We start from the raw sequence: 24184 nt of genomic DNA, 5'->3' as shown, positions 1-24184 counted from the left end.
CAGCTAGATCTATACAGAGATAGGAGATTATAACCTTGGAAAAGAAATGGTGGAAAGAAAGCGTAGTGTATCAAATCTACCCCCGCAGCTTCAAAGACAGCAACGGGGATGGCATTGGTGATCTGCAAGGGATTATTTCGAAACTCGATTATTTAAATCATCTTGGCGTCGACGTGGTCTGGCTATGCCCAGTGTACCAGTCGCCAAATGATGATAACGGTTATGATATCAGTAATTATCAAAGTATTATGGATGATTTCGGAACACTCTCCGATTGGGAGGAACTGTTAGCTGGACTTCACAGCCGCGGTATGAAGCTGATTATGGATCTCGTAGTTAACCATTCCTCAGATGAGCATGCCTGGTTCGTGGAATCCCGGAAATCGCAGGATAACCCTTATCGCGATTATTATATCTGGCGTCCTGGTAAAGATGGACAACCGCCTAACGACTGGGGCTCCTTTTTCAGTGGGTCGGCTTGGGAATACGATGAGAAGTCAGAAGAATATTACCTCCATCTCTTCTCACGAAAACAACCGGACCTAAATTGGGAAAATCCAAAGCTGCGCAAGGAAATCTACGATATGATGACTTGGTGGCTGGATAAAGGAATCGACGGATTCCGTATGGACGTAATCAACTTGATTTCCAAAGTACCGGAATTACCTAGCGTTTCTGAAGAAAGTAACGGAGATCAGCCTACGTACCACTTCGGAGGAGACTATTTTGTTAATGGTCCGCGCGTACATGAGTATATGCAGGAAATGAACCGTGAGGTCCTATCCAAGTACGATATCATGACCGTGGGTGAAGCCGTTAATGTCACTCCAGAAGAAGCTTCACTGTATGTTTCCGAGGATCGTAATGAGCTGAACATGGTATTCCACTTTGAGCTTATGGACGTCGATTCTGGACCTGGAGGCAAATGGAATGTACAACCTTGGAAGCTGGCGGACATTAAGTCCATTATTTCCAAGTGGCAAGTCGCACTGGACGGTAAGGGTTGGAACAGCTTGTATATGAACAACCACGATCAGCCGCGTATGTTATCCCGCTTTGGAGATGATAAGCTGTTCCCGAAAGAGTCTGGAAAAATGCTGGCAACGCTGCTTCACACTCTCCAAGGTACACCTTACATCTACCAAGGTGAAGAAATCGGTATGACAAATGTACAATTTGCTTCCATCGACGACTATAAAGATATTGAAATTCTAAATATGTATAAGGAATACTTGGCCGCCGGACACTCGGAAGAAAAAATCATGAATTCCATCTACATCAAAGGTCGGGATAATGGCCGTACGCCGATGCAGTGGAACTCGGAGCCTCAGGCAGGCTTCACTACCGGCACTCCGTGGCTGGCTGTGAACCCTAACTACAAAGATATTAATGTGGAGAAGGCTCTGGCTGATCCTGATTCTATTTTCCACTACTATAAGAAGCTTATTGAACTTCGTAAACAGCATGAGATTATCGTATACGGAAATTATACAATCTTGGCTGAAGAGCATGAGCAGGTATATGCTTATCTGCGAACTCTTGGAGAAGAACAACTGCTTGTTGTATTGAATTTCTTCGGAGAGCCTGCGACTTTCGAGCTTCCTTCTACTGTGAAATACCAAGCGAAGGAACTGCTCATTGCCAACTACGAAGTAAATCCAGAAGAAGAACTAAACACGATTCAGCTTCGTCCTTATGAAGCTCGTGTATATAAGCTTAGCTAATCGAACCCACTGGATCTGTTTATCTAAGTTCAATAGCAGAACTACAAAAAGGAGCCGCTCGGCTCCTTTTTGCTTGTCTATTTACTTGTAGGAACATTAATAATTCACTTTTTGTAGCTTAACCTTCCGTGTTTATAATTCCATAATGAATAAGATCATCATATTTATTTTCTTTGTAGATATGCTGTAATAAAATGCCTTCCTTTACCATTCCACATTTTTGCATCACCCGCCCAGAGGCTGGATTTGAAGCAAAGTGTCTTGCAAATACTTTATGATAATGCTTTTCTGAAAAAGCAAACGCAAGGATCGCTTTTGTTGCTTCAGTTGCATATCCTTTACCCCAATATTCCTCACCGATCCAATAGCCAACTTCACCATTTCGGTGTGCTTGCTTATTTGTCAGTCCTATAGCTCCACAGAGCTCGTTTGAATTTTTATCAGTAATCGCAAACTCATAATGTATATTATTGATAAAATTCTCTTCATGAGCTTCAATCCATGCTATTGCACATTCGACAGGGTATGGATAAGGTAGGGTCAGCGTACTTTTGTAGACATTATAATTATTGCAGAGATCAGAGACACGTTTTGCATCAGCTAATTCAAAGGGTCTCAACATCAATCTTTCGGTCGTAATTGTTCTCTTCTCTTGATTAAACATTGGTTTACCTCCGCTCAACAATCTCTCACACCATCGGCATCGCCAAACTCATATTCTCCGCTTCGATCACTATCGCTGTTAGTCCTGTCTCCGTGCGTGTCTCATGCCATTCGCCTTTGTCCCAAAACACGGCAGAACCCGCGCTAACTGAAATATCTGCTTCTTCCCCTGCTCTGACCCAGCCTTCTCCACTAACGACCAGAAAAAGCTGTGGTATCGGAGCCTGATGCCAGCCCACAAGTCCATTCTCACCCAAGTGCATACAACCTACATGCGGAGAATCTGCCGCTGTCAGTATTCTCGACATCAAAAGCTGTTGACTGCCGAATGCATCTATCGATTTACCAGCTTCTTTGGCAAAGTTATATACACGCATCTTACATTGTTCCTCCTACAGTTACTGGATTCGAATTCACCTGTACCTGTCCCGCATTTAATTTCTCAATAATCGCCAATAAGAAGGTTTCCGCAAGACTGTTCTTTTTAATAGCTCTGGCAGCCTCTTCCAAAGTAAACCATTGTGCATGATCGACCTCAGCACTCACCTGACTTAAGTCCTCCGAATCTGCAACACCTATAAAATTCAGCATCAGCGTATTAGAAGGTGCGAAATACAAGCTGCGCATATATTCATAAGCTACAATATCAATTCCAACCTCTTCTTTTACCTCACGAATAAGTGTTGTTTCCGCATCTTCACCTTTATTCACGTACCCTGCAAGTAATATGTAATCTGGACGGTTATACTGCTGGATTAATAGAATCTTATTCATGTCCCGATTTAATACCGCCGTACTGATAGCTGTGCTGAAAATAGGGAATCTGAACATTTCACATGCATTACAATAAGGCACTTGCCCTTCCCCATCGCTTTCTTTCATTACTAACGCAGTTCCACATTCGAGACAATATTTCAAGCTGATCTCTTCTTTCTATAATAAAGTAATCAATACCTATTCCAGTTGCGGTGGAACACGATGCTGCGTAGCTTGTTCAAACCCATAGGCTATGGCTAGGAGCGTAGGCTCACTATAGGCTTTTCCGGAAAAAACTACACCAAAGGGCCCCCTGGTAGGATCACCGTCAGCATCAATAATGCCTTGAGCTACAAATCCTGCTGGAACGGTAATTAACGGATACCCCAAGCGCGCTGCAATATACATACCATCTACATCACCAGGCAATAATAATGCATCCAAGCTATATTGTTCCAACACGTAATCTATTCCTTGCTCGAGTGCTACTGCTCTGTATTCTTGTTTCTTTTGCTGATATTCTTCTTCGGTTAAAGTTACTTCCTCTGACCTTGTTAATGTGTCTTGCCCATATTGTAATGCGATTTCGGCATGATGTTCATTATACGCTATCAATTCTTGCAAAGAGTGAACCGGAACGGAATCATCTACCCCAGATAAGTACGCATTGAGCCCCTTTTTAAATTCATAGCAGATCACATCATTATTCCAGTTTTGCTGTTCAACGTAAAGTTTAACTGGATCTATAATCGTAGCCCCTTCGTTCTTCAAGGTCTGAATAGCTGCTTCCATAATTGAAAGCCGCTCTGCATCTAAATGGTTATAATAATGCCGTGGGATGCCTATTCTTGCTTGCCGTATAAAGCTTTTATCTAAAAATGGAGTATAGTCTGTTAAAGCATGCTTCTCGCTCGAAAATGTTGCTTCATCCTTGTCATCCACTCCTGTTAATGCTCCCAAAATAATCGCCGCATCCGTAACCGTTTTAGCTATAGGTCCAGGGGTGTCTTGGCTAACTGAAATAGGAATTACTCCAGTACGACTGACTAATCCGACCGTGGGTTTGATCCCGACGAGAGCATGCTGACTGGCTGGACCAACAATTGATCCTGCGGTTTCCGTTCCAATCGATACTGCTGCCAAATTCGCCGCAATAGCTGCCGCAGGGCCAGAACTAGATCCGCTGACAAATACACTCCCAGGTCCATAAGGATTCAGCACTAGCCCTCCCCGTGAGCTATACCCAGCCGGCATTGAACTGGACATAAAGTTAGACCACTCCGACATATTCGCCTTCCCAAGCAAAACAGCCCCTGCCGACCGAAGCTTAGCAGCTACGAAGGAATCTTTTGCCGCAAATGATCCTGCTAAAGCTATTGAGCCAGCACTCGTATGCATTTTATCCGCGGTATCAATATTATCCTTCAATAATATAGGAATACCGTGTAGAATTCCCCGGCTTCCTTGTTCCTTACGTTCAATATCCAGTGCTCTCGCGATGTCCTTAGCGTCTGGATTAATTTCTAAGATTGCGTTTATATCTATATCGTACTTATGAATCCGTTCCAAATATGCAGCGACCAAATCTTCTGAGTTAACTACTCCTGCTTCCATAGCCGCTTGCAGTTTTTCAATATCCGCTTCTATTATCCATTCCTGAAGTTTGATCTTCATTAGAGCAGCTCCTTCAAATATAATCGCCTACGGCATCCTTATAAGGAAGGTAAGCGTTTAGCGAGAAATATAAGGATAAAGTATAGTGTGAAACGTCACTTTCTTGTATTTCAAAATAATGTAATTCTCCCTAGCATAAACCTACCATAAATTCTTAGCACAATGACATGACGAATTTGACTATAATTATTTTCACCTGTGATTTGACTCCCTCGCCTACAGATGATAGGGTATTTCCGAAGTTAAATTTTTCCGGGAGGGAATGCCCATGACGGAAGTAAAGCTTAGCATCGGATACGACGAATTTGAGGAAGGCCAAAGAATCGGCACAGAAATTGAGAAGCTTAGCAGCAGCTCTGAAAGTTCTTCGCTGACCAGCCTAATTATCGGCGATTGGGGCCAAGCTTACGAGAATGGTTCCGAAGAGGTTGTAGAGGCACTCGTTACGCATAGTGCTAGCTTCCCTGCTTTACGCAAGCTTTTCATAGGCGAGATGAGCTCTGAGGAATGTGAGATTTCTTGGATTACCCAAAGCGATCTATCACCGCTGCTCCCCGCTTTTCCAGAGCTGCAATCACTCACGATTCAAGGTGGGAATGAGCTGAGTCTCTCAGAACTAAAACACGACAAGCTAGAAGAACTGATTATTATAAGTGGAGGCTTAAGCACAACTGTTCTTGAACATATTGCAACTAGCCAATTGCCGAATTTGCGCAAGCTGGAGCTATATCTAGGCGTAGAAGATTACGGATTTGACGGCAGTCTCGCAGATCTTCTCCCTCTTATAGAAGTAGGAAAGTTCCCTAAACTTACTTATCTTGGTTTAAAAAACAGCCAGATTCAAGATGAGATCGCAGGTGCATTAGCAGACGCTCCTATTCTGGATCAACTGGATACGCTCGATCTGTCACTTGGTACCCTTAGCGACGAAGGTGCTGAATTACTTCTCGCCAGCGATCGAATCAAAGGACTGAAAGCACTAAACCTTAGCCATCATTATATGTCTGACGAAATGATTAACCGCTGGCAGAAGAGTGGATTACCTGTTGATGTAAGCGACAAGCAGGAAAGCGATGATGAGGAAGACTGGCGTTATCCTTCCATCACAGAGTGAGCCCCTCATGAGGCCGATGATTGTTATCGGTATTCCTGGTGATAAACGGACTAGCGGCATCCAGCAAGCGCGTACCGATCTCGGAATGCCTCCTGCCATCATTTTATCGTACGCTGAGTTTCTGCAAGGTAGATCGTTAAGTGATCTTATGGAGGAGCAGCAGAAGCCGTTATCCAGTCAGCCCTCCGTTTATAACGGAATAGATCTCAATGCAGCTCCTCCCTTACTGAGACTGGAATCACCTGGCAGCAGCTTCGAGATAGAACGAGCCTTAATCGCTTTGGGTGCGCCGGATTCGGATGATATGGACGATTCGCTTCACCCCTACGCCGATAGACCTGATCCGCGGCCACTCCGCGTGAAGGTAGCCCGTCAATTGAAGGACATGCAAGGTGTCCTGCATCATCCATCCCAATGGTTCCGCGGCTACTGCCGAATGCTGGCTAGACTACAGCGCGAAGCCAAAACCGCATGTCCGGGTTCGTTATGGTTAAATGACCCTGCCGAGATAGCGGCTATGACCGATAAACGCCAGACTCAACAGATTCTGAGTAAGGCGGGGATTCCAATCCCTCGCCCATTAGGCGAAGATCAGCAGCCTACGGATTATGACTCTCTCCGGGAGATGATGTTATCCCGGCGCATGCACCGGGTATTCATTAAGCTGGCCTTCGGCTCTGCCGCTTCCGGAGTGGTCGCTTATCAGATCCATCCCGTGACGGGTGCCGAAATTGCCTTAACAACAGTGGGGGTCGAGAATTACATCACTCGACCACCCATTTACTATAATTCCGGTACACTGCGACGGTACACGGATACCGCCACAATCTCGGGAATTATGAACTGGATCTACCAGCACGGTGCTTATGCTGAGCAATGGATCCCTAAAGCGGGGCTTAAGGGAAAAGCATTCGATATTCGCCAGCTAGTCGTTCTCCGCGAGGCCTGCCACGCGGTTGCTCGGGTCAGCCCTACACCAATTACGAATCTGCATTTACGCAACCAGCGGATGTCTCTTTCGGAAGCCGGGCTGTCTGAATCCGTACAGGAGCAGGTGCAGAATACCGCTGTGCAAGCACTGGCTGCTTTTCCCCGTTCCGGGGTAGCCGGAATCGATGTACTGGTATCTGGGGGTTCACAGCAATGTTTTGTCGCGGATGTCAATCCATTTGGCGACTTGCTTTACGATGTGAAATACCGCGGCTGCAGCACCTACGAATGGGAGATGAAGGTATTGTCGGCTAGAGACTATATCACGCCTCCCTCCACACCGCTTATAAAGGAAGGATTATCTTAATGGATATGAACACCATCGTCGGCACTCATGACATTCTTATGATCACACTCGATACGCTTCGTTATGATGCTGCTGTTATGGAAGAAGCGAACTGCCCGAACTTGTGCGGAACCGGATCATGGGAGAAAAGACATACCCCAGGCAGCTTTACCTATGCCGCTCATCATGCCTTCTTCGGCGGCTTCTTGCCTACTCCAGCCACAACGAATAAGAAAGAACATATCCGCATGTTCCATTCCCGAAACACCGGAATGAAGACGCATCCCCATACCTGGCTGTTCGATACACCCGATATCGTATCCGGGCTTGCTGCCGAGGGCTACCGTACGGTTTGTATTGGGGGGGTTATTTTTTTCACCAAAAAAAATCCACTCGCCCGTGTGCTACCAAGCTATTTCCAGCACAGCTACTGGCGGATGACGTTCGGGGTCACCAATCCGCGTTCCACAGAGCATCAGGTGAACCATGCCTTAAAGCTGCTAAAGGATACTCCAAGCAAGCAAAGACTGTTCATGTTCCTCAACGTCTCTGCCATTCACGGACCGAACCATTATTTTATACCCGGTGCTAAAAAGGACTCCGTAGACAGCCAGCGCGCCGCACTCCGATATGTGGATGGTGAACTGGGCCGATTATTCGATGCCTTCCGGGAACGTGGCAATCCTACCTTCTGTCTGGCGTTTTCTGATCATGGAACCGCCTATGGTGAAGATGGCTATCAGGGGCATCGCTTGGCTCACGAGACCGTATGGAACGTCCCTTACCGGGAATTTATTTTATAAAGCATAAACGCCTTCGACGTCCTTATAAGGACGGTAAGCGTTTATGCGAGAAATATAAGACAATAAAGTATAGTGTGAAACTTATACTTTATTATATCTCAAGGAAAAGGAAAGGATGGAGAACTGTTATGACGTTATCGTCCTTCTCTTTAGAAGAGCTTCACCAATGGAAAGAAAACATTACTGCTCACCCTTACCGATCTTATCTGTATTCCTATCCACACAAAACAGCTTACAGGGATCTACAGCCGCCGATTCCACTAGAATCCTTATGGCAAGATGAGCCTGCAGAATCCTTTTTTCTATATATGCATATCCCGTTTTGCGGTGCTCGTTGTGGATTCTGCAACCTGTTCACCTTGCCTGATAAACGCGCGAATGTTCACGCTACATACGTAGACGCGCTAGAACGTCAGGCCAAGCAGTGGGCTGCATTCACCAGACATAAACCGTATGCCCGTTTTGCGATTGGTGGTGGAACACCTACATTACTGGCGGCAGATCAACTGCGCCGTTTATTCCACATTGCCGTAGATACGATGGGACTGGATACGAATACAGCCTCCATCTCAGTGGAAACTTCACCGGAGACCATTACCGAAGAGAAGCTGAATATTCTAAAAGAATATACGGTGGATCGGGTAAGCATGGGCATCCAAAGCTTTGTCGCTGCTGAATCAGCGGCCATTTATCGCCCGCAGAATCCGGATGTGGTATATCGGGCGCTGGAGCTACTGGGGAAATATGATTTTCCCATTCTAAATTTGGATCTGATTTACGGGCTTCCGGGGCAGACCGTCGACTCTTGGCTGTATTCGCTAAATCAGGCGCTTAGCCATGATCCAGAGGAAATCTTTATTTATCCGCTCTACACGCGTGAGCATACGATTGTGAAGCCAGGTGATATCCAGCGTCAGGAGGATATTCGCCTAGACTGCTACAAAGCCGCTGGGCAACTGCTTAATGCCAGAGGTTACCATCAATATTCCATGCGGCGTTTCGCCAAGGAAACCGCAGGAACGGATAAACCCATTCTTGACTATAGCTGTCAGGAAGAAGGAATGGTCGGGCTGGGCTGCGGGGCTAGATCCTATACTCGCAATGTGCATTACGCTTCCCGTTATGGGGTGAGCCGTAAAGCAACCGAGAGCATTATTGCCGATTACGTCAATACAGATCGTTACGATACGGCAGATTACGGAATTGTGCTAAGTCTGGAAGAACAGAAGCGCCGCTTTATTCTGAAGGCGATTTTACATAGCGAAGGTCTGAGGATTGAAGATTACAACCTGCGCTTCGGAAATTCACTCTGGGATGATTATCCTGAACTGTCGCGCCTGCTTCATACCGGCTTAGGGAAGGAAGCAGACGGCGTACTGCACCTTACTACCGAAGGTATGGGCTACTCCGATTCCATCGGTGATTGGTTTATTTCAGGAGAGATTCGAGCGCAGATGGAAAGGTTCATATTGCCATGAATGCGGTCCTCTACTACCGCGGCTCTCTCACCTCCTGCAACTATGACTGCCCGTACTGCCCTTTCGGCAAAACAAGAGACAGCGCAGCTACTCTCGCGAAGGATCGGCAAGGTCTGGAGACCTTTGTCGAGTGGGCCTCTTTGCAAGGTGCAGCGGGTCATCGGCTGTCTATCTTTTTCAATCCTTACGGCGAAGGACTGATTCACCGCTGGTACAAAGAAGCGATGATCACGCTCTCCAATATGGAGCATGTGGAGAAGGTAGCGATTCAAACGAACCTTTCGGCAAATCTTGATTTCGTCCAAAAGCTGAATCGAAGCAAGGTTGCCTTTTGGGCTACTTACCACCCCGGGCAAGTGAGCGAGGATAAGTTTCTAACGCAATGCATGACCTTGTACGAGAAAGAAGTGCCCTTCAGTGTAGGGAGCGTTGGGATTCGCAGCGCCTTTCCAGCGATAGCTTCGCTTCGCGCAGCATTACCGGAGCGTGTATATCTGTGGGTCAATGCTTATAAAGATAAACCGGATTACTATACAGCCGAGGATTTTTCCTTTCTGAGCAAGATTGATCCGCATTTTGCTGTGAATGCTATGGATTACGAAAGTCTTGGTCAAACCTGCAATGCTGGTAATGAAGTCTTTTATGTACAAGGTGCTGGACTGGTGAAACGCTGTTATAAGGACAGAGGTGTTATTGGCAATCTCTACCGCGATGGCTTGGAGGGTCTATCCGCTATAAGAAGCTGCCGAATGAAGGTGTGCGACTGTTATATCGGTTATATTCATATGCCAGAGCTGAAGCTGCAAAACATCTATGGATCAGGTCTGCTGGAACGAATCCCTTATGGCGCTATGAACCATTGAACCGAAAACAACAGTACGGTTAACTGTGTGTTAAATTTCAAGAAAAAGAACCCTGTCAGCATTTCTTAACAGGGTTTCTTTACTCTGTGTGGAATATGAACAGTAGCCCTCGTCTACAGGGCGACAGCAAACACTTAGTTGGAGGGATGAATAGCTGATGAAAAACATTATTAATTTTGCGCATCGCGGCGCATCGGCAGTGTGTCCGGAAAATACTATGGCAGCGTTCCGCAAAGGTCTTGAGTTAGGTGCAACCGGTATTGAAACCGATGTACAAATGACCAAAGATGGCGGACTTGTTCTTATTCATGATGAAACTCTAAACCGTACGACAAGCGGAAGCGGCTATGTGAAGGATAAGACCCTTGCAGAAATTTTGGAAGTGGACGCGGGCTCTTGGTTCAGTCCCGAATTTAAAGCTGAGCGCATTCCGATGCTGGAGGATTTGTTAGATCTGCTGCAAGGACGAGATACAGTACTAAATATCGAGTTTAAAAATGGTACTTTCTTTTACCCGGGTATGGAGGAAAAGGTTATCGCGGCTGTACGGGATTTCAAGATGAGCGATCGCGTGATTTTTTCGAGCTTCAACCATTATTCACTAGCTCACAGTAAAACGATCGCACCTGAGATCAAGACAGGAATTCTATACGGGGAAGGTCTGTATCGTCCTTGGGATTATGCAGCTACGCTTGGCGCAAACGCACTACATGCTTATCATCAAGCGGTACTTCCTGAATTTGTCGAAGAAGCAGCTAAACATGGCATCGCTTATCATCCTTGGACTGTTAATGATCCAGAGCGGATGAAGGCTTTAATCGAAGCTGGAGTATCAGGTATTATTACAGATCATCCAGATGTGCTGGCTGGGCTTCTAGCTAAATAATAAGGGAGTGTGACTGTGTGAAAAAAGTCTGGTTGCTCGGATTCGGCTTTTTCAGCATCAGCATTACGTGGAGTCTGTATAACGCATTTGTACCCTTTTTTCTAGAAAAATACGTACATAGTGTGGCACTTATCAGCTTCTTGATGACGATTGATAATTACTTTGCCTTATTCCTGCAGCCTTGGATCGGCAACCGCAGTGACCGCACTACCTCACGTTTTGGACGCAGAATGCCTTATCTTATGATCGGTATGCCTTTCGCTGCCGTGCTAACCATGCTGATTCCGTTCCATACCGGACTATTTACACTTCTGTTGTTTATGATGCTGATGAATCTGACCATGAGCTTATACCGTTCACCAACCGTCGCCCTTATGCCGGATATTACACCTGAAGAACAGCGTACGAAGGCAAACGGGCTGATTAATTTCATGGGTGGGTTCGGTTCTATACTCGCTTTCGGCGTAGGTTCGATCCTGTATAAATCAAATCCAGCGCTTCCGTTTATCGTTGCTGGACTGATTACCTTGTTATGTCTGTTTATCGTATCACGCTTCATAAAAGAAAATCGGGATGGCGTAAACGTACAAATGAAGCTTCCTTCAGAAGCTGTTACTGCCACCAAGCCCTCACGTATTTCCTTTCGAAGTCAGCTTGACCGTACAACAGTATTTTTGCTAGCGGCGATTTTCTTCTGGTTCGTAGCTTATCAAGGCGTTGAGACACTGTTTACCTTATATGGCAAACATCATCTCGGTCTTAGTGAACAAGCGGCTTCTTTCTCGCTCACCTTCTTCTCTTTAGCTTTTGTGCTGTTCGCCATACCGAGCGGCTGGCTGGGCGGAAGATTCGGAAAGAAAAAGATGATCATCATCGGCGTATGCGGACTAATGACCATCTTTGCTCTTGTCGGTTTTGCAAAGGACCTTTTGCTCCTTCGTGGATTACTGTTGCTGGGTGGAGTCTTCTGGGCTTGCATTAATATCAATTCCTATCCTTATGTTGTGGCAACAGGAACAGAAGAAAGTATTGGCACACGAACAGGGATGTATTATCTGGTCTCTTCTCTGGCTGCCATCAGTTCGCCTCCACTACTGGGACTTATGATTGATATCTTTGATTACTCGATCCTGTTCTACGTGGCGGCGATTAGTATGGCAGTTGCTCTTGTCTGCTTGTTCCTCATGAAGGGCAGCAAACAAGTGACTAATAGTATTCATTCGCCTGGCGCATAATTTCATCCCAAGAGTATAGTTAGTCCAATAAAAATAGCGGCAGTCCAGGACTTATGATGAGGTCCATGGCTGCCGCTTGTATTTTACACAAACACATTCTAATTCTTATAGACGGAGTAACGCCCCGTACCGAGTTGTTTGGCGGCGTACATCGCTGTATCTGCTTCGTTAAGCAGCCTAAAATGATCCACCTTACCATGACTTATGCTGATCCCTATACTCATGGAGACGAACAAGTTATGCTCACCTAGCTGGTAACTCTTAGTCGTCTTCTCCAGAATCCGCACAGCAAGCTGCTCCGCTTCCTTCTGGGAGCAACCTTTAGCGACAATTACAAATTCATCCCCGCCCACGCGGAAGATACGACGTTTTCTTTTGCTGGAGAATTGAATTAACTTTTTACCCACCTCTTGCAGCAGTAAGTCCCCCACATGATGCCCCAAGCTGTCATTGATCGATTTGAAACGATTCAGATCCAGAAACAACACAGCAAGCTGTTCATTTACCTTGCACCGATCCCAAAAATGATCCATTCCATTCTTATTCAGTAACCCTGTCAAAGCATCCTTATATGCCAGCTCTTTCAATTGCTCTCTTTCAGCCCATACTAGATTCATTCGTGTAATCAAAAACATGATTAGGGCTATCGTAAGTCCATAGACCAATAGCGGTATAATAATCCCATCATCGGCCACTTCATTTCCCAGTAAAGTTTTTACGCCTAGCTGGTGCATGCTCCATAGGGAGGCGACGATAATGATAACGGAAAGGCCGGTATGAATCGCTCTTTTTTGAGGCGTTTTAGAAGAAATATCCCGGTAAAGCCTTAGTACTAAATAACCGGCCGCTGCTGCGATGAGAATGGATAATAACGTTTGTAAGTAAATCTGGACCTCTGCCACCTTAGATTCGCACATCCTTCTGACTACAAAAATGATTAGCTTTCTGAGCAATTACTATATTAAAATGCTCTGAACATTTTCTGAACACTAATTACATCGTCAAATGCTGCGCACAATTGTACAGCTCGCAGTTCCAGGTTGCATCGGATTTAGTAATCTGAGTGATAGACGTATTGCTCAGCAAAACGGTTACGTTCAGATCTGGAATAAGTCGTCTAAGCGTACTACGCAAAATCGCACCATGGCTAACCACCAGTATACGACTGCCCGGATGTTTCTCCGCAATTTCTTCGATCGCCTGACTACCTCTGATCTCGCTGGCTTCTGGATTTTCCAGTCCCAAATCTAATGTCTTCCACCCGCTTCCCCAGCGTTCAACACGATCTTGTTCCGTAGTCCCCTCAATTAGCCCTGCGTTCATCTCACGGATACCCGGTGCTAAACCGGCGATCTCAATGCCGAGCCTTGTAGCAATTACCTCTGCTGTTTGTCTTGCTCTTAGTAAATCACTTGAATATAAATAGTCCCAATGTTCTGTGCTTAGCCGTTCGGCAAGAAGAGCCGCCTGCTCCAAGCCTTCAGTATCCAATGGATTATCCGTATGTCCTTGTGCTCTGCCTTCCTTATTCCACGCTGTGCTTCCATGGCGAATTAAGCCTATTGTAGTCATAAAGATCTCCCTTTAGTTGTTGAGTTCTAGTACTATTCTTTTAATGGTATCTATATTCTATCAGAATCCTTCCATGAGTATTTGAAAAATGAGAGTTATCCATGTTTTAGAACTTGAGGTATAATAAACCTTACCGCTTTTTACATCAGCTACAGGATAAGGAGATTTTGGTTAATATGAAAAAGTTATTGTTCCCGTTCTTTCTTGCATTCCTTCTATGTTTCATTCCGGTTTACACATTTTGTTCCTCCACTGTTGGTGCCGCTCCGGTTCCGAAAAACACCGTGTATGTGACCAAAAATAACCATTCGTACATCCCACTGCGCCTCTTAAATAATTTCACGGGCATACATGCTGAAATGAATGCGAGTGACAAACGTATAACCATTACGAACGCAGACACTAAGATTACACTTACTTTAGGACAAGCAGCTGCACTCGTCAATGACAAGTCCGTTACACTAACCGACTCCGCTTTTAGTGATAACGGTACGGTATATATCCCTTTGTCCTTTGTCAGCAAAACGCTGGGCATTCAATTAAATTGGAATCAGGAAGCCTCTTCTGTAACCCTGACTAATAGCGATATTTCATCGACTGTTCCTGTACAGACTGGCGCACTTATCAAAACAGATTCCTCCCCCGTTGTCAGTGCTAGTAAAACTTTCAAGGTGGGCGGCAAATCTTACAAAGCCCAGACGGTTACGGTATCCCTACTGCATCCTAAGGTGAAGCTTGATGTTGTATTAGCAGGAAATACAATTGGAAAGGTAGAGGACCTGAGCAGTCTAGCTAAGCGCAATAATGCTGTAGTTGCAATTAATGGTACCTTCTTTGATGCTTACACCAAGGGGGCTTACAAGGCTCCTTACGGCTACATGGTCAGTGGCGGAAAAATGCTCAAAAATAGCTCCGGGGATCGCCGAACAATCTTCACCTATGACAGTAACCATCTTGCCTCGCTTATTCCAGGGCTGGATTTCACAAGCCGCTTCGCTTCCGGTTCCATGGAAGGAGCACTTCAAGCTGGTCCGCGACTTCTTGTGAACGGCAAGGTATCTCTTAATGTAGCGGCAGAAGGCTTCAAAGATCCTAAAATCTTAACCGGCGGCGGCGCCCGCAGCGCACTTGGTCTCACTCGGGACCACAAGCTGATTCTGCTGACCACTGGTGGAGCTACTATCCCGCAGCTGGCCGAAATGATGAAGCAGGCTGGTGCGTATCAAGCCATGAATCTGGATGGCGGCGCGTCGAGCGGACTGTACTACAATGGCAAATATCTCACGACCCCTGGGCGTCAGATTAGCAATGCGATTGTAGTTAAATATCAATAGAACGATCTAGGCGGCGGATCGTAAGCGCGTTGTGCTACGCTCCGTGCTTTGGTTTCGGTTTCGGTTTCGGCTTCGGCTTCGGCTTCGGCTTCGGCTTCGGCTTCGGCTTCGGCTTCGGCTTCGGCTTCGGCTTCGGCTTCTAAGAATACTTCTTTTGATGCTTCTATTGCAGTTTGTGCAATAGAAGCATTCTTTTTTATAGGAAAATGGGATTCTGTTGTATTTTGTACATTAGAATACGACGCATTTGTAATAGTCAGCCGTTCTCACAACAATTGATTGCAGAATGTGCAATAGAAGCAGATTCCAGCTGCTTTTTGATAGAATCTATTGTACAAAGTGCAATCAACAACAGAAGTTTCAACTCCTATGCGAGCATATCTTAACGTATCATTGTATTGTTCAGCCAAAATAAAAAAACAATAATCCCCTCGATGTCTTACGCATCAAGGGGATTATTTATGACGTGCTGCCAACCTACTTACTACTCACGTTTCCAGTGTTGAGATCATCACGAACAGCTTCATATATGTGACCAGAGTACTCCCATACTTGCAGCCAAACTTCGGTATTAAACCCCAATTTTTCGTAGAACGGCTGCATCGAACCTACATAGACTTTGATAGCACCAAGCTCTCTTAAACGGTTAAATCCTTCATGCAAAACCGCCCGACCAAGTCCCAGTGATCTATATCTAATGGATGTGCCTACAGGCTCCAGTATGCCAATTCCATTAACACTGTCCCAAAAAATATTACAGAAGGAGACGACTTCACCAGCTTCGTTCACGATACTGAGATCTAAATGTGAGTTGTAGCTCGGCGCTTTTCTGATATTTCCATAATGCTGCAGCGTTAGCTCAGCCTCCGGTGTGTCTGCATAGTCGAAGGCCATAATATGTCCGAGTGCTTTTGAAGTCACATCGATCTCATCACCACTACAGATTCTGAAGCCAGAGGGTAGCGCAACAGGAAATTCTTTATCCAACTGCAGAGAGTTTACACTCTCCCGTTTCTTAGTTAGACTATAACCTCTCTTATTAGCAACCGCTGCAGCAGAGGACATGAACTCCGGTATTGGAACATACAGCTGTACGAAACCCTCATTCTCATCCCCAACTCTCTGTTCAGCAAAGGAAAACATGTCATCAAGCAAGCTTTCTGGAGGGTTCTTCTCTGCACATTGAAAGTAAAATCCATCGTCCATGCATACTACGGCAGCCAGCTCTCCATCATCATACTCCCATAAGCCTACGTTTCGTTCCCACTGATCCAGCGTCCCACCTTGCGTCTCTTGAAAATAAATAACGAATTCCCAGCGGTCTATAAGCCAAGTATTTGGACCTTTTAGCTTACTATAACTATGTATAAGAAAATCACGGACCTTAAGCAGATCTTCAGAACGGTAAGGTCTAAAATTAAATTTCATTTTCCACACCCCTTTCCTTTAATTTCATATTACAGGGGATTAAAAATCAATAACATGTCAAATTTAGTTATTATTATTTAATACGCCAAAAAATGAATAGTGCGTTCACAAAATACCAATTTCCGAGTAAAAATCAATACCTCTACCGAACTGTTAAATGTACAAAGTACAACTAAACGGATTCTGGTGGTGATTTAAGCAGAAATAGATGTACAAAGCACCTTAAATTAAGCTTACCCTCTGAAGCAAGTTAGCGTTTCTCCTAAGCGATACTGAGAATAAAGTTGAATGAATCTCTACCTGCCTCTATTAAAAGGGTTAGTCAAGTAAATAGTGGTTTAATGAATCCGGTTCCGGTTCAAGTTGGCGAAACAGTGACTTAACGTTACACTTGCTGTAGTTATTCAATACCACTGGCAAGGAGGCTCCTGATTCATGTCTAAGGCCGATCATATGTTATCTATTCTCTGGATGCTCAAGCAGCGGGGAAGAACCGCCGGAGAACTAGCTGAAGCGTTAGAGATCAGTGTCCGCTCCGTATACCGTTACATCGATGCGCTTTGCATCAGCGGTGTACCCGTTATCGCAGATAGCGGACCTGGCGGCGGTTATAGCTTACCCGAACATTTTATCGAAGCTCCATTATTCTTTGATTCCGAAGAACAACGTGCCCTTCTACAAGCCTCATCCTTTGCTAAGGGAACCGGTTATCCTTATGTAGATGCTCTAGACCGAGCCCTTTCTAAGCTCAAAAGGTATAGCAATGCGCAGCAATTAGAACAGATGGAGCGGCATGAGAATGGTATTGAGACGATCCACTCTCCTTCCCCGCCGCTTAGCCACCTGATCCAAGAATTAGAGCTGGGGACAGCCAACGGGTACACCCTGCAAATGGAGTATCGTAAGGGGAATGGAGAAAACATATCCTCCCGAGCTATTGATCCTTACGGACTTGTATTGTGGAAGGGCCAATGGTACACCGTAGCTTACTGCCACGAGCGGCAAGAAATTCGCAGTTTCCGGGTCGATAGAATGGTTGAACTCCACCGTACAGAAGCTGTGTTTGCTCGTCCTGCTGACTTCTCTGCACGTGATTTTTTGTTAAAAAACTTACTGCCTGCACGCAATACGGATGAGGAACTAGTTACAGTAATTATCGCATCAGACGAAGGAATCTTGAATGATCTATGCAGCCATTGGTTATTCGGGCATACGCTGGTACAGCGCATGGAAGGACAAGCCCGCTTTCTAGTAGACGAAGCTTCTTTACTCACCTATGTGCCCTATTTCTTGTTGCCTTATGGAACCACGTTACGCATCATAGAACCTTCTTCACTGAAAGAAAGACTAGCTGACATTGCCTCCAACTTAGCAGCTCATTATAAAACTTAAATTATTCTTTAGGATCACTGACCGTAGTTGTCAGTGATCCTTTTGTATAGTGTAAAAGAGTAAGAGGAGTAAATGAAAGTAGAAACCAAGGAGGAATAACCAATGAAAGAACTTCACTATGAGTTTTATATTGACGGAACACCTGAGCAGGTATGGGAAACCTTAATCTCTCCGGAAGGTACGAAGCAGATTTATTACGGCAGCGTTATTCGTTCGACCTTCAAAGAAGGAGAATTACTGGAATACATCGGGCCCAGTGCAGATGGAGATGAAACACTGCATGTCTATGGGACTCTGCTCGAGTTCACCCCACAAAAAGCACTACGTTTCACTCATCAGGTCGGCCCCTCCTATCATAAAGGACATGAAAGATATGAATCGCGTATTTCTTGGCTGCTTGAACCGGTGGGTGGAACTACAAAGCTCACGCTTATCCACGATGAATGGCATCCTGAAGATCCTTCGTATGCTGGCAGCACCAGCGCTTGGTGGCAAATTCTAAGTAATACCAAAACCTTAGTAGAGACTGGTCGCACGCTTGATTTTGGAAGCTGGACGTAACATCACGGCTGATACAACTTGGATTAGACTGTTCCAATTAAAGACAAGCCTATGAGTAGACTCAACCTTAGCCCCCTAGGCTGGAGAGCGCAAGCCTTCTTCCGTTAGGGGCTTTTTGCTGCCAAAATTAATTTTGCCTTAGGGAAACATTCTTGTTGCAGGGACAAAGTTGTTCGCATATACTAATATTGTGTCAGACCGCAAGAAAAATTCCAATGCACAAAATAATAACCATAAAAATACAAATAACAATAAATGAAAGAAGGAGATCTTATGTCTGGAACTAGTATTCCATTATCAGAAGCGGCTAAAGGCAGCACGCTACGTATCAGCGGCATTGAAGTTCAGGGCGTACTTAGAAGAAGATTACTGGATCTCGGGTTTGTAGTGGGGAATGCCGTAGAGGTATTGCGACGCAGTCCATTAGGAGATCCTATAGCTTTTCGGGTAAGCAACACGACCATTGCATTGCGTAGAGAAGAAAGTTCTTTAATATTCGGAGAAGTAATCGGAGGTGTTGAGGCATGAGTCAGTTCACAGTCGCTTTTGCAGGCAATCCTAACACTGGCAAAAGCACGCTTTTCAATCTGCTGACCGGCATGCGCCAGCATACTGGAAACTGGGCAGGTAAAACCGTCATTACTGCTGAAGGCGAGTTTAAGCATAAAGACCATACGTACCTAGCAGTAGATCTTCCTGGTACGTATTCCTTGTACTCAAATTCCGCTGATGAAGAAGCGGCTAGAGATTATATTATTTTTGAACAACCCGATGTGACACTAGTCGTACTTGATGCTACTTCGCTAGAACGAAACCTCAACCTTGCCTTGCAAGTGCTAGAGATTACCGGGCGGACTGTCGTCTGCATCAACCTCATTGATGAAGCCCGAAAACTGGGTATCGACATCAATCTGAAGCGCATTTCCAAACGTCTCGGCGTGCCTGTTGTAGCGATATCAGCTCGTAATAAAATCGGCATTGAGGCGTTATTGGACCAGGTGGAGAGAGTCGCTACAGGTGCATTCACCGCACAACCACTGCGAATTACGTACAACGAGGAGATTGAACGAGGAATTGCAGAGCTTACCCCACTGGTAGAACAAACCATCGGCAGCAAATACCCAGCCCGCTGGATTGCACTCCGCCTGCTGGACGGTGATGACAGCCTACTAACTTCTCTTAAAGAGAATATGACGGATAAAGATTTACCTGAAGCAAAGGAGGTCATCGGTCATGGAGTCACCGCATATCACTAAGGGATTAGATCCTTTAGATTCCCTGCTGTCTACAGCGAAGAAGCTCGCTGACGGCGGATCGATTCGAGATGAGATTGTCAGCGGCATTTACGGCGTATCCGCAGGCATTTGCGGGGATGCAGTCACTTATCAAGATAAGAAAAAGCTGAACAGCACTTATAAGCTAGATAATATCGTTACCTCAAAAATATGGGGATTCCCTATTATGCTCGCCATCCTCGGTATCGTGTTCTGGATTACAATTGCCGGCGCCAACTATCCTTCAAGCTGGCTAGCTTCCTTCTTCGGCTTCATTGAAGGTTATCTGACGGCCGGATTCGAGGCGATCCATGCTCCCGCTTGGCTGCACGGTGTGCTTGTTCTCGGATTATATCGAGGAACCTCATGGGTAATCAGCGTCATGCTGCCGCCAATGATGATATTTTTCCCAGTGTTCGCGCTGCTTGAGAATTTCGGGTATCTGCCAAGAGTTGCTTTTAACATGGACCGGTTGTTCAAAAAATCAGGAGGCCACGGCAAGCAAGCGTTGACCATGTCTATGGGTTTCGGCTGTAATGCCGCCGCTATCCTCTCCACACGAATCATCGAATCGCCGCGTGAACGGATGCTCGCGATTTTGACCAACAATTTCGTTCCATGTAACGGCCGCTGGCCGACATTGATTTTACTGTCTTCCTTATTCATGGCAGGTGCCGCTACGACAGGCGCACTCCGTTCGCTCACAACCGCCTCCGTACTTATGGGGATGGTGCTAATCGGCATCGTTGTTACACTGACGGTTTCCTGGGTCATGTCCAAAACTGCGCTGCGCGGTGTTCCAACACATTACACACTGGAACTCCCACCCTATCGCCGGCCGCAAATTTGGAAGACCATACTTATTTCCTCCAAAGATAAGTCCTTAAACGTACTTACTCGGGCAATCGTGGTAGCTGCGCCTGCTGGGATTATCACTTGGATTTTAGGTAATCTGTTTATTGGCGGGGATTCTGTCCTGAATCATATGGCTGCATTCTTTGATCCCTTTGCACACATGCTCGGCATGGATGGCTTTATCATCATGGCCTTTATTCTTGGTCTTCCTGCAAATGAAATCGTCCTGCCTATCCTGCTTATGGGCTATATGTCCTCAGGAGCTATGGTCGATATCGACAGCTTGGGCAGCATCAAAGATGTCTTTTTATCACATGGCTGGACTTGGCTGACCGCACTTAACATGATGCTGTTCTCCCTGCTCCACTATCCTTGCGGTACGACACTCGTGAACATCTATAAGGAAACGAAAAGCATGAAGTGGGCTGTTCTCTCAGCTGTCATTCCACTCGGTATCGCCATTGGAGTAACCTTCGTTGTTGCACAACTCGCTCGGTTGTTCGGGTGGGTGTGACGTAAGCTTGCGGCATAAAATTGCCCCAATTCAACGTACATCACTGTTCATCATCTGCATCACTGCACATCACATGCATCAGCGTAAAGAACTGTACACTACCTGCAGCGGCTGTAACACTTGCAACACCTATAGCACCTCACTTTCAGCTGGCTTCACAGAATCAGCCCTCCTTGAAACTAAGTTTAGGGAAAACCTCCCTATAAATCGAACTTTATAAGCGTATTTTGTACCTTTTGCGGAAAACCTCCCTATAAATGAACGGAATATTTGCCAAATTGGACAATTTCCGCTGAATTTTAGGGAGGTTTTCCCTGATTATCGATAATATCGAGTAAAACACGTTAATTTAGGGGAGGATTTCCGTAATTATTGTTTACAGTAGTTAAGGTCAGCTCAAACAAATAAGCGGTCGCACGAATAACTCCCGGGCGACCGCTTCATCACAGCGTCATTTTTTTCGCGTTCCACCATCTCTACGACGGTAGATCACAGCGCCAACTATCGCTATCAAAACGATAATGACTCCACTGATCCCAACATTCACAAGTGGAAAAGAGTCACTGTCCGCAGCTGGTTTCCCCTCAACATCAGTCGCACCATTATTCCCAGCTCCTGATTTAGGCGAATGATTTGATGTTACCTCCGGAGTAGCAGTAGGAGTCCCTGCCGATATACTAGGTCCAAGCTCCTTCAGATCCTCTGATGCCGAGGCAAGCAGCTTCGTTCGACTGCATAAACTGGCCACTATTTCACCTGAATCTCCTTCCCTATTATCATTTGCATAGACGATATAACTTTCCCCTTCCACGAATTCAAACCCGCAGCTGGCAGACGATAAAGCAGTGGTCAAGGTAACCTTATTCCCCTCGACCCCTTTCCAGCTGGAACCAACCTCAAAGGTTACTTTTACTGGATCCGCGGATGAGATTATAGTTCCCCTTGGCTCCTTTATCTTTACTACCTTCCCCACAAAGACGGCCGAGCTTGACTCCAGAGCCTCAAGCGGCTCCGCGGGTACAACACAGGAACAAGCATAAGTAACGGAGGGACGCACCGTCAGCAAAGCCATAAATATTAATGTAATACATAGAATTATCATCACTGGACTTCGAAAATTGAACTTTCGCACCTTAATGACCTCCTTCTTTATCTTACAGACGGAGCAGATGTGGAAAGTGTTACAGGAATTGTAAAACAAGTTATACAAGTCTAGTCAATTCTGCCCGGATTGTTCTTCATTGGTCTCTCATATCTAATGTACCTACTCATAACCCCCGCGCTATAGCAATCAATCGCTGAAGTCCTTCACGCAATACCCCTTCACTGGCGAAGGAATAGCTAATTCGAATTCTCGACTTCATTTCCCCCAGCGGATCAAACAGCTCTCCTGGCACAAATGCAATGGACTGCGCCATACTTGAAGCAAACAGTCGATCCACCGAAAGATGCTCCGGCAGCTTCACCCATAGATTTAAACCACCTTGCGGAGGTGTCCACTCCCACCCGGTTGCAGCCAGTTCTTCTTCCACGATTTCTTTATGCACCTGAAGCGCAATACGCAGCTTACCGAGATGATTCTGCAAGCGTGCTGAAGTATAGTAATGTAGAAATATCTTTTGATTAAGCAGCGGAGTCCCATTGTCTGCCAGTGATTTAGCGGTGATCAGGCGCTCCATAAATGGATATCGACAAGCCACCGCGCAGATCCGTAAGCCTGGAGCTACATATTTACTGAAGCTGCTGATATAAATCACCCAGCCCTCCGTATCATAAGCAAAAAAAGGCGGCGGGGGCTCCTCTTCAAAATACATATCGCGGAATGGATCATCCTCTACCAGTAGACAGCGATAACGCTCGGCTAGCTCTACTAACAGTTTGCGTTGCTGCACCGGCACCGTATATCCGGTTGGATTGTGATGGGTCGGATTAATATAGAACATACGCGGCTTATGCTTTTTCATCAAAGCCTCAACTCTCTCCAAGTCATACCCCGTCGGGGTGATCTCCACCGGAATCAGCCGCGCCCCCTCCCGGCGAAAAATATCCATGGCCACACTGTAGGTTGGTCGCTCCACAAGCACCGTGTCTAAAGGCCCGAGTACAATTCGTGCGATCAGGTTGATTGCCTGCTGTGCACCCGAAGTAATAAGCAGCTCTTCCGAGGATAGCTGTAGCCGATGTTTCTTCCGAAAATGACGGCTTAGCGTCTCCCGTAGCTCTTCATCCCCCTGAACCGAAGAGTATGTCCCCATTACCTTGGGATATAAATCGAACACTTTTTTAACATAGTCCGATAGAAAAAGGTTTGGCAAAAGTCCCGGATCAATCAGCGCCTGCGAGAACTGATACTTGGTCGGCACTCTTTGTATATCTGAAAGTGGATTAGTGAGCGCATAAGATGATACTGCGGCACCCTCTTCTATAGAAGAAAGCCGGCTTACTGGCGATACATAATAACCCGATTTATCTTTTACATATACCTTTCCATCCTCCGTCAGCATTCTGTACGCTTTGAATACCGTCAGTCGATGTACCTTTAAATCCTCCGCCAGCAGCCGTATAGAAGGAAGCTTATCATTCGCCCCCCACTCCCCTCGTTCCATCCGATTCACTAGAAATTCATATACCTGCCGAAACAAGGGATGATTATGCTCACTGCTTGCTGACTTTTTCACCTCACTGCAACTCCTCTCCGAACAACTTATTCCCATTTACAGTATTGTACACGATTTCCGAAGTCATCTGTTCTACTCAACGTCATCTGTTCTGTATACTCCCC

At 45.7% G+C, this 24184-nt stretch carries 23 protein-coding genes; 14 read left to right on the top strand and 9 right to left on the bottom strand.

The features are described from left to right. Window positions 1-35 precede the first annotated feature (35 nt). Window positions 36-1724, top strand: coding sequence for an alpha-glucosidase (locus ACDZ28_RS14140; RefSeq protein ID WP_375105003.1), 1689 nt, complete (start codon window positions 36-38; stop codon window positions 1722-1724). A gap of 118 nt (window positions 1725-1842) precedes the next feature. On the opposite strand, the gene ACDZ28_RS14135 is transcribed toward ACDZ28_RS14140, so the two are convergent. The 4 genes from ACDZ28_RS14135 to ACDZ28_RS14120 all read right to left on the bottom strand — a co-directional run bounded on the left by ACDZ28_RS14135 (window position 1843) and on the right by ACDZ28_RS14120 (window position 4817). Next, a complete protein-coding gene (locus ACDZ28_RS14135) occupies window positions 1843-2388 on the bottom strand; it encodes a GNAT family N-acetyltransferase (protein ID WP_375105002.1) in 546 nt (181 codons plus the stop codon). Between the two features lie 25 nt (window positions 2389-2413). Further along, window positions 2414-2764 (bottom strand): cupin domain-containing protein, encoded by a 351-nt coding sequence (locus tag ACDZ28_RS14130; RefSeq protein ID WP_375105001.1) that lies wholly within the window; start codon window positions 2762-2764, stop codon window positions 2414-2416. A gap of 1 nt (window position 2765) precedes the next feature. Continuing rightward, a complete protein-coding gene (locus tag ACDZ28_RS14125) occupies window positions 2766-3269 on the bottom strand; it encodes an NAD(+) diphosphatase (protein WP_375105000.1) in 504 nt (167 codons plus the stop codon). A gap of 72 nt (window positions 3270-3341) precedes the next feature. Continuing rightward, window positions 3342-4817 carry an amidase family protein gene (locus ACDZ28_RS14120; protein ID WP_375104999.1) on the bottom strand — a complete coding sequence of 492 codons (1476 nt, stop codon included), beginning with the start codon at window positions 4815-4817 and terminating at the stop codon, window positions 3342-3344. A gap of 268 nt (window positions 4818-5085) precedes the next feature. On the opposite strand from ACDZ28_RS14120, the gene ACDZ28_RS14115 reads away from it, so the two are divergent. The 7 genes from ACDZ28_RS14115 to ACDZ28_RS14085 all read left to right on the top strand — a co-directional run bounded on the left by ACDZ28_RS14115 (window position 5086) and on the right by ACDZ28_RS14085 (window position 12472). Next, window positions 5086-5931 carry an STM4015 family protein gene (locus ACDZ28_RS14115; protein ID WP_375104998.1) on the top strand — a complete coding sequence of 282 codons (846 nt, stop codon included), beginning with the start codon at window positions 5086-5088 and terminating at the stop codon, window positions 5929-5931. A 7-nt stretch (window positions 5932-5938) separates the two neighbouring features. Further along, on the top strand, window positions 5939-7228 hold the full coding sequence (locus ACDZ28_RS14110) for an STM4014 family protein (protein ID WP_375104997.1): 1290 nt from the start codon (window positions 5939-5941) through the stop codon (window positions 7226-7228). Further along, window positions 7228-8010 carry an STM4013/SEN3800 family hydrolase gene (locus ACDZ28_RS14105; protein ID WP_375104996.1) on the top strand — a complete coding sequence of 261 codons (783 nt, stop codon included), beginning with the start codon at window positions 7228-7230 and terminating at the stop codon, window positions 8008-8010. The genes ACDZ28_RS14110 and ACDZ28_RS14105 overlap by 1 nt, the downstream gene beginning before the upstream one ends. A gap of 128 nt (window positions 8011-8138) precedes the next feature. Beyond that, complete coding sequence (locus ACDZ28_RS14100) at window positions 8139-9488, top strand: STM4012 family radical SAM protein (RefSeq protein ID WP_375104995.1); 1350 nt, start codon at window positions 8139-8141, stop codon at window positions 9486-9488. After that, window positions 9485-10351 (top strand): STM4011 family radical SAM protein, encoded by an 867-nt coding sequence (locus ACDZ28_RS14095; protein ID WP_375105350.1) that lies wholly within the window; start codon window positions 9485-9487, stop codon window positions 10349-10351. The genes ACDZ28_RS14100 and ACDZ28_RS14095 overlap by 4 nt, the downstream gene beginning before the upstream one ends. Window positions 10352-10508: 157 nt before the next feature. Then, window positions 10509-11237: a glycerophosphodiester phosphodiesterase gene (locus ACDZ28_RS14090; RefSeq protein WP_042124663.1), complete on the top strand. Its 729-nt coding sequence runs from the start codon at window positions 10509-10511 to the stop codon at window positions 11235-11237. A gap of 17 nt (window positions 11238-11254) precedes the next feature. Further along, a complete protein-coding gene (locus ACDZ28_RS14085) occupies window positions 11255-12472 on the top strand; it encodes an SLC45 family MFS transporter (protein ID WP_375104994.1) in 1218 nt (405 codons plus the stop codon). 98 nt (window positions 12473-12570) lie between these two features. Here ACDZ28_RS14085 and ACDZ28_RS14080 read toward each other — a convergent pair whose 3' ends face one another. Next, entirely contained in the window at window positions 12571-13389 is an 819-nt protein-coding gene (locus ACDZ28_RS14080) for a diguanylate cyclase domain-containing protein (protein ID WP_375104993.1), read from the bottom strand. A gap of 76 nt (window positions 13390-13465) precedes the next feature. Further along, the gene (locus tag ACDZ28_RS14075; RefSeq protein WP_375104992.1) at window positions 13466-14044 is read right to left on the bottom strand and encodes a histidine phosphatase family protein; all 579 of its coding nucleotides are present in this window, start codon (window positions 14042-14044) and stop codon (window positions 13466-13468) included. A 176-nt stretch (window positions 14045-14220) separates the two neighbouring features. Between ACDZ28_RS14075 and ACDZ28_RS14070 the strand changes: the two genes are divergently transcribed. After that, a complete protein-coding gene (locus ACDZ28_RS14070) occupies window positions 14221-15378 on the top strand; it encodes a phosphodiester glycosidase family protein (protein WP_375104991.1) in 1158 nt (385 codons plus the stop codon). Between the two features lie 477 nt (window positions 15379-15855). On the opposite strand, the gene ACDZ28_RS14065 is transcribed toward ACDZ28_RS14070, so the two are convergent. Next, a complete protein-coding gene (locus ACDZ28_RS14065; RefSeq protein WP_052414471.1) occupies window positions 15856-16806 on the bottom strand; it encodes a GNAT family N-acetyltransferase in 951 nt (316 codons plus the stop codon). 435 nt (window positions 16807-17241) lie between these two features. Here ACDZ28_RS14065 and ACDZ28_RS14060 point away from each other — a divergent pair, with 435 nt between their 5' ends. From ACDZ28_RS14060 to ACDZ28_RS14040, 5 genes are all read left to right on the top strand, one after another. Further along, complete coding sequence (locus ACDZ28_RS14060; protein WP_375104990.1) at window positions 17242-18198, top strand: helix-turn-helix transcriptional regulator; 957 nt, start codon at window positions 17242-17244, stop codon at window positions 18196-18198. Between the two features lie 102 nt (window positions 18199-18300). After that, complete coding sequence (locus ACDZ28_RS14055; protein ID WP_375104989.1) at window positions 18301-18759, top strand: SRPBCC domain-containing protein; 459 nt, start codon at window positions 18301-18303, stop codon at window positions 18757-18759. Between the two features lie 273 nt (window positions 18760-19032). Continuing rightward, window positions 19033-19287: a FeoA family protein gene (locus ACDZ28_RS14050; protein WP_042124651.1), complete on the top strand. Its 255-nt coding sequence runs from the start codon at window positions 19033-19035 to the stop codon at window positions 19285-19287. Then, complete coding sequence (locus tag ACDZ28_RS14045) at window positions 19284-20015, top strand: FeoB small GTPase domain-containing protein (RefSeq protein ID WP_375104988.1); 732 nt, start codon at window positions 19284-19286, stop codon at window positions 20013-20015. Before ACDZ28_RS14050 ends, ACDZ28_RS14045 begins: the two co-directional genes overlap by 4 nt. After that, on the top strand, window positions 19993-21402 hold the full coding sequence (locus tag ACDZ28_RS14040) for a nucleoside recognition domain-containing protein (RefSeq protein WP_375104987.1): 1410 nt from the start codon (window positions 19993-19995) through the stop codon (window positions 21400-21402). The genes ACDZ28_RS14045 and ACDZ28_RS14040 overlap by 23 nt, the downstream gene beginning before the upstream one ends. A gap of 451 nt (window positions 21403-21853) precedes the next feature. Here the strand turns inward: ACDZ28_RS14040 and ACDZ28_RS14035 are convergent, their stop codons facing one another. After that, complete coding sequence (locus ACDZ28_RS14035) at window positions 21854-22534, bottom strand: hypothetical protein (RefSeq protein WP_375104986.1); 681 nt, start codon at window positions 22532-22534, stop codon at window positions 21854-21856. Between the two features lie 136 nt (window positions 22535-22670). Further along, on the bottom strand, window positions 22671-24080 hold the full coding sequence (locus ACDZ28_RS14030) for a PLP-dependent aminotransferase family protein (protein WP_375104985.1): 1410 nt from the start codon (window positions 24078-24080) through the stop codon (window positions 22671-22673). Between the last annotated feature and the right edge of the window lie 104 nt (window positions 24081-24184).

The sequence above is a fragment of the Paenibacillus sp. RS8 genome (genome assembly GCF_041956825.1).
GTDB lineage: Bacteria > Bacillota > Bacilli > Paenibacillales > Paenibacillaceae > Paenibacillus_AQ.
Note: the sequence above shows the minus strand (reverse complement) of the source record. Positions and strands in the feature narration are given on the sequence as shown.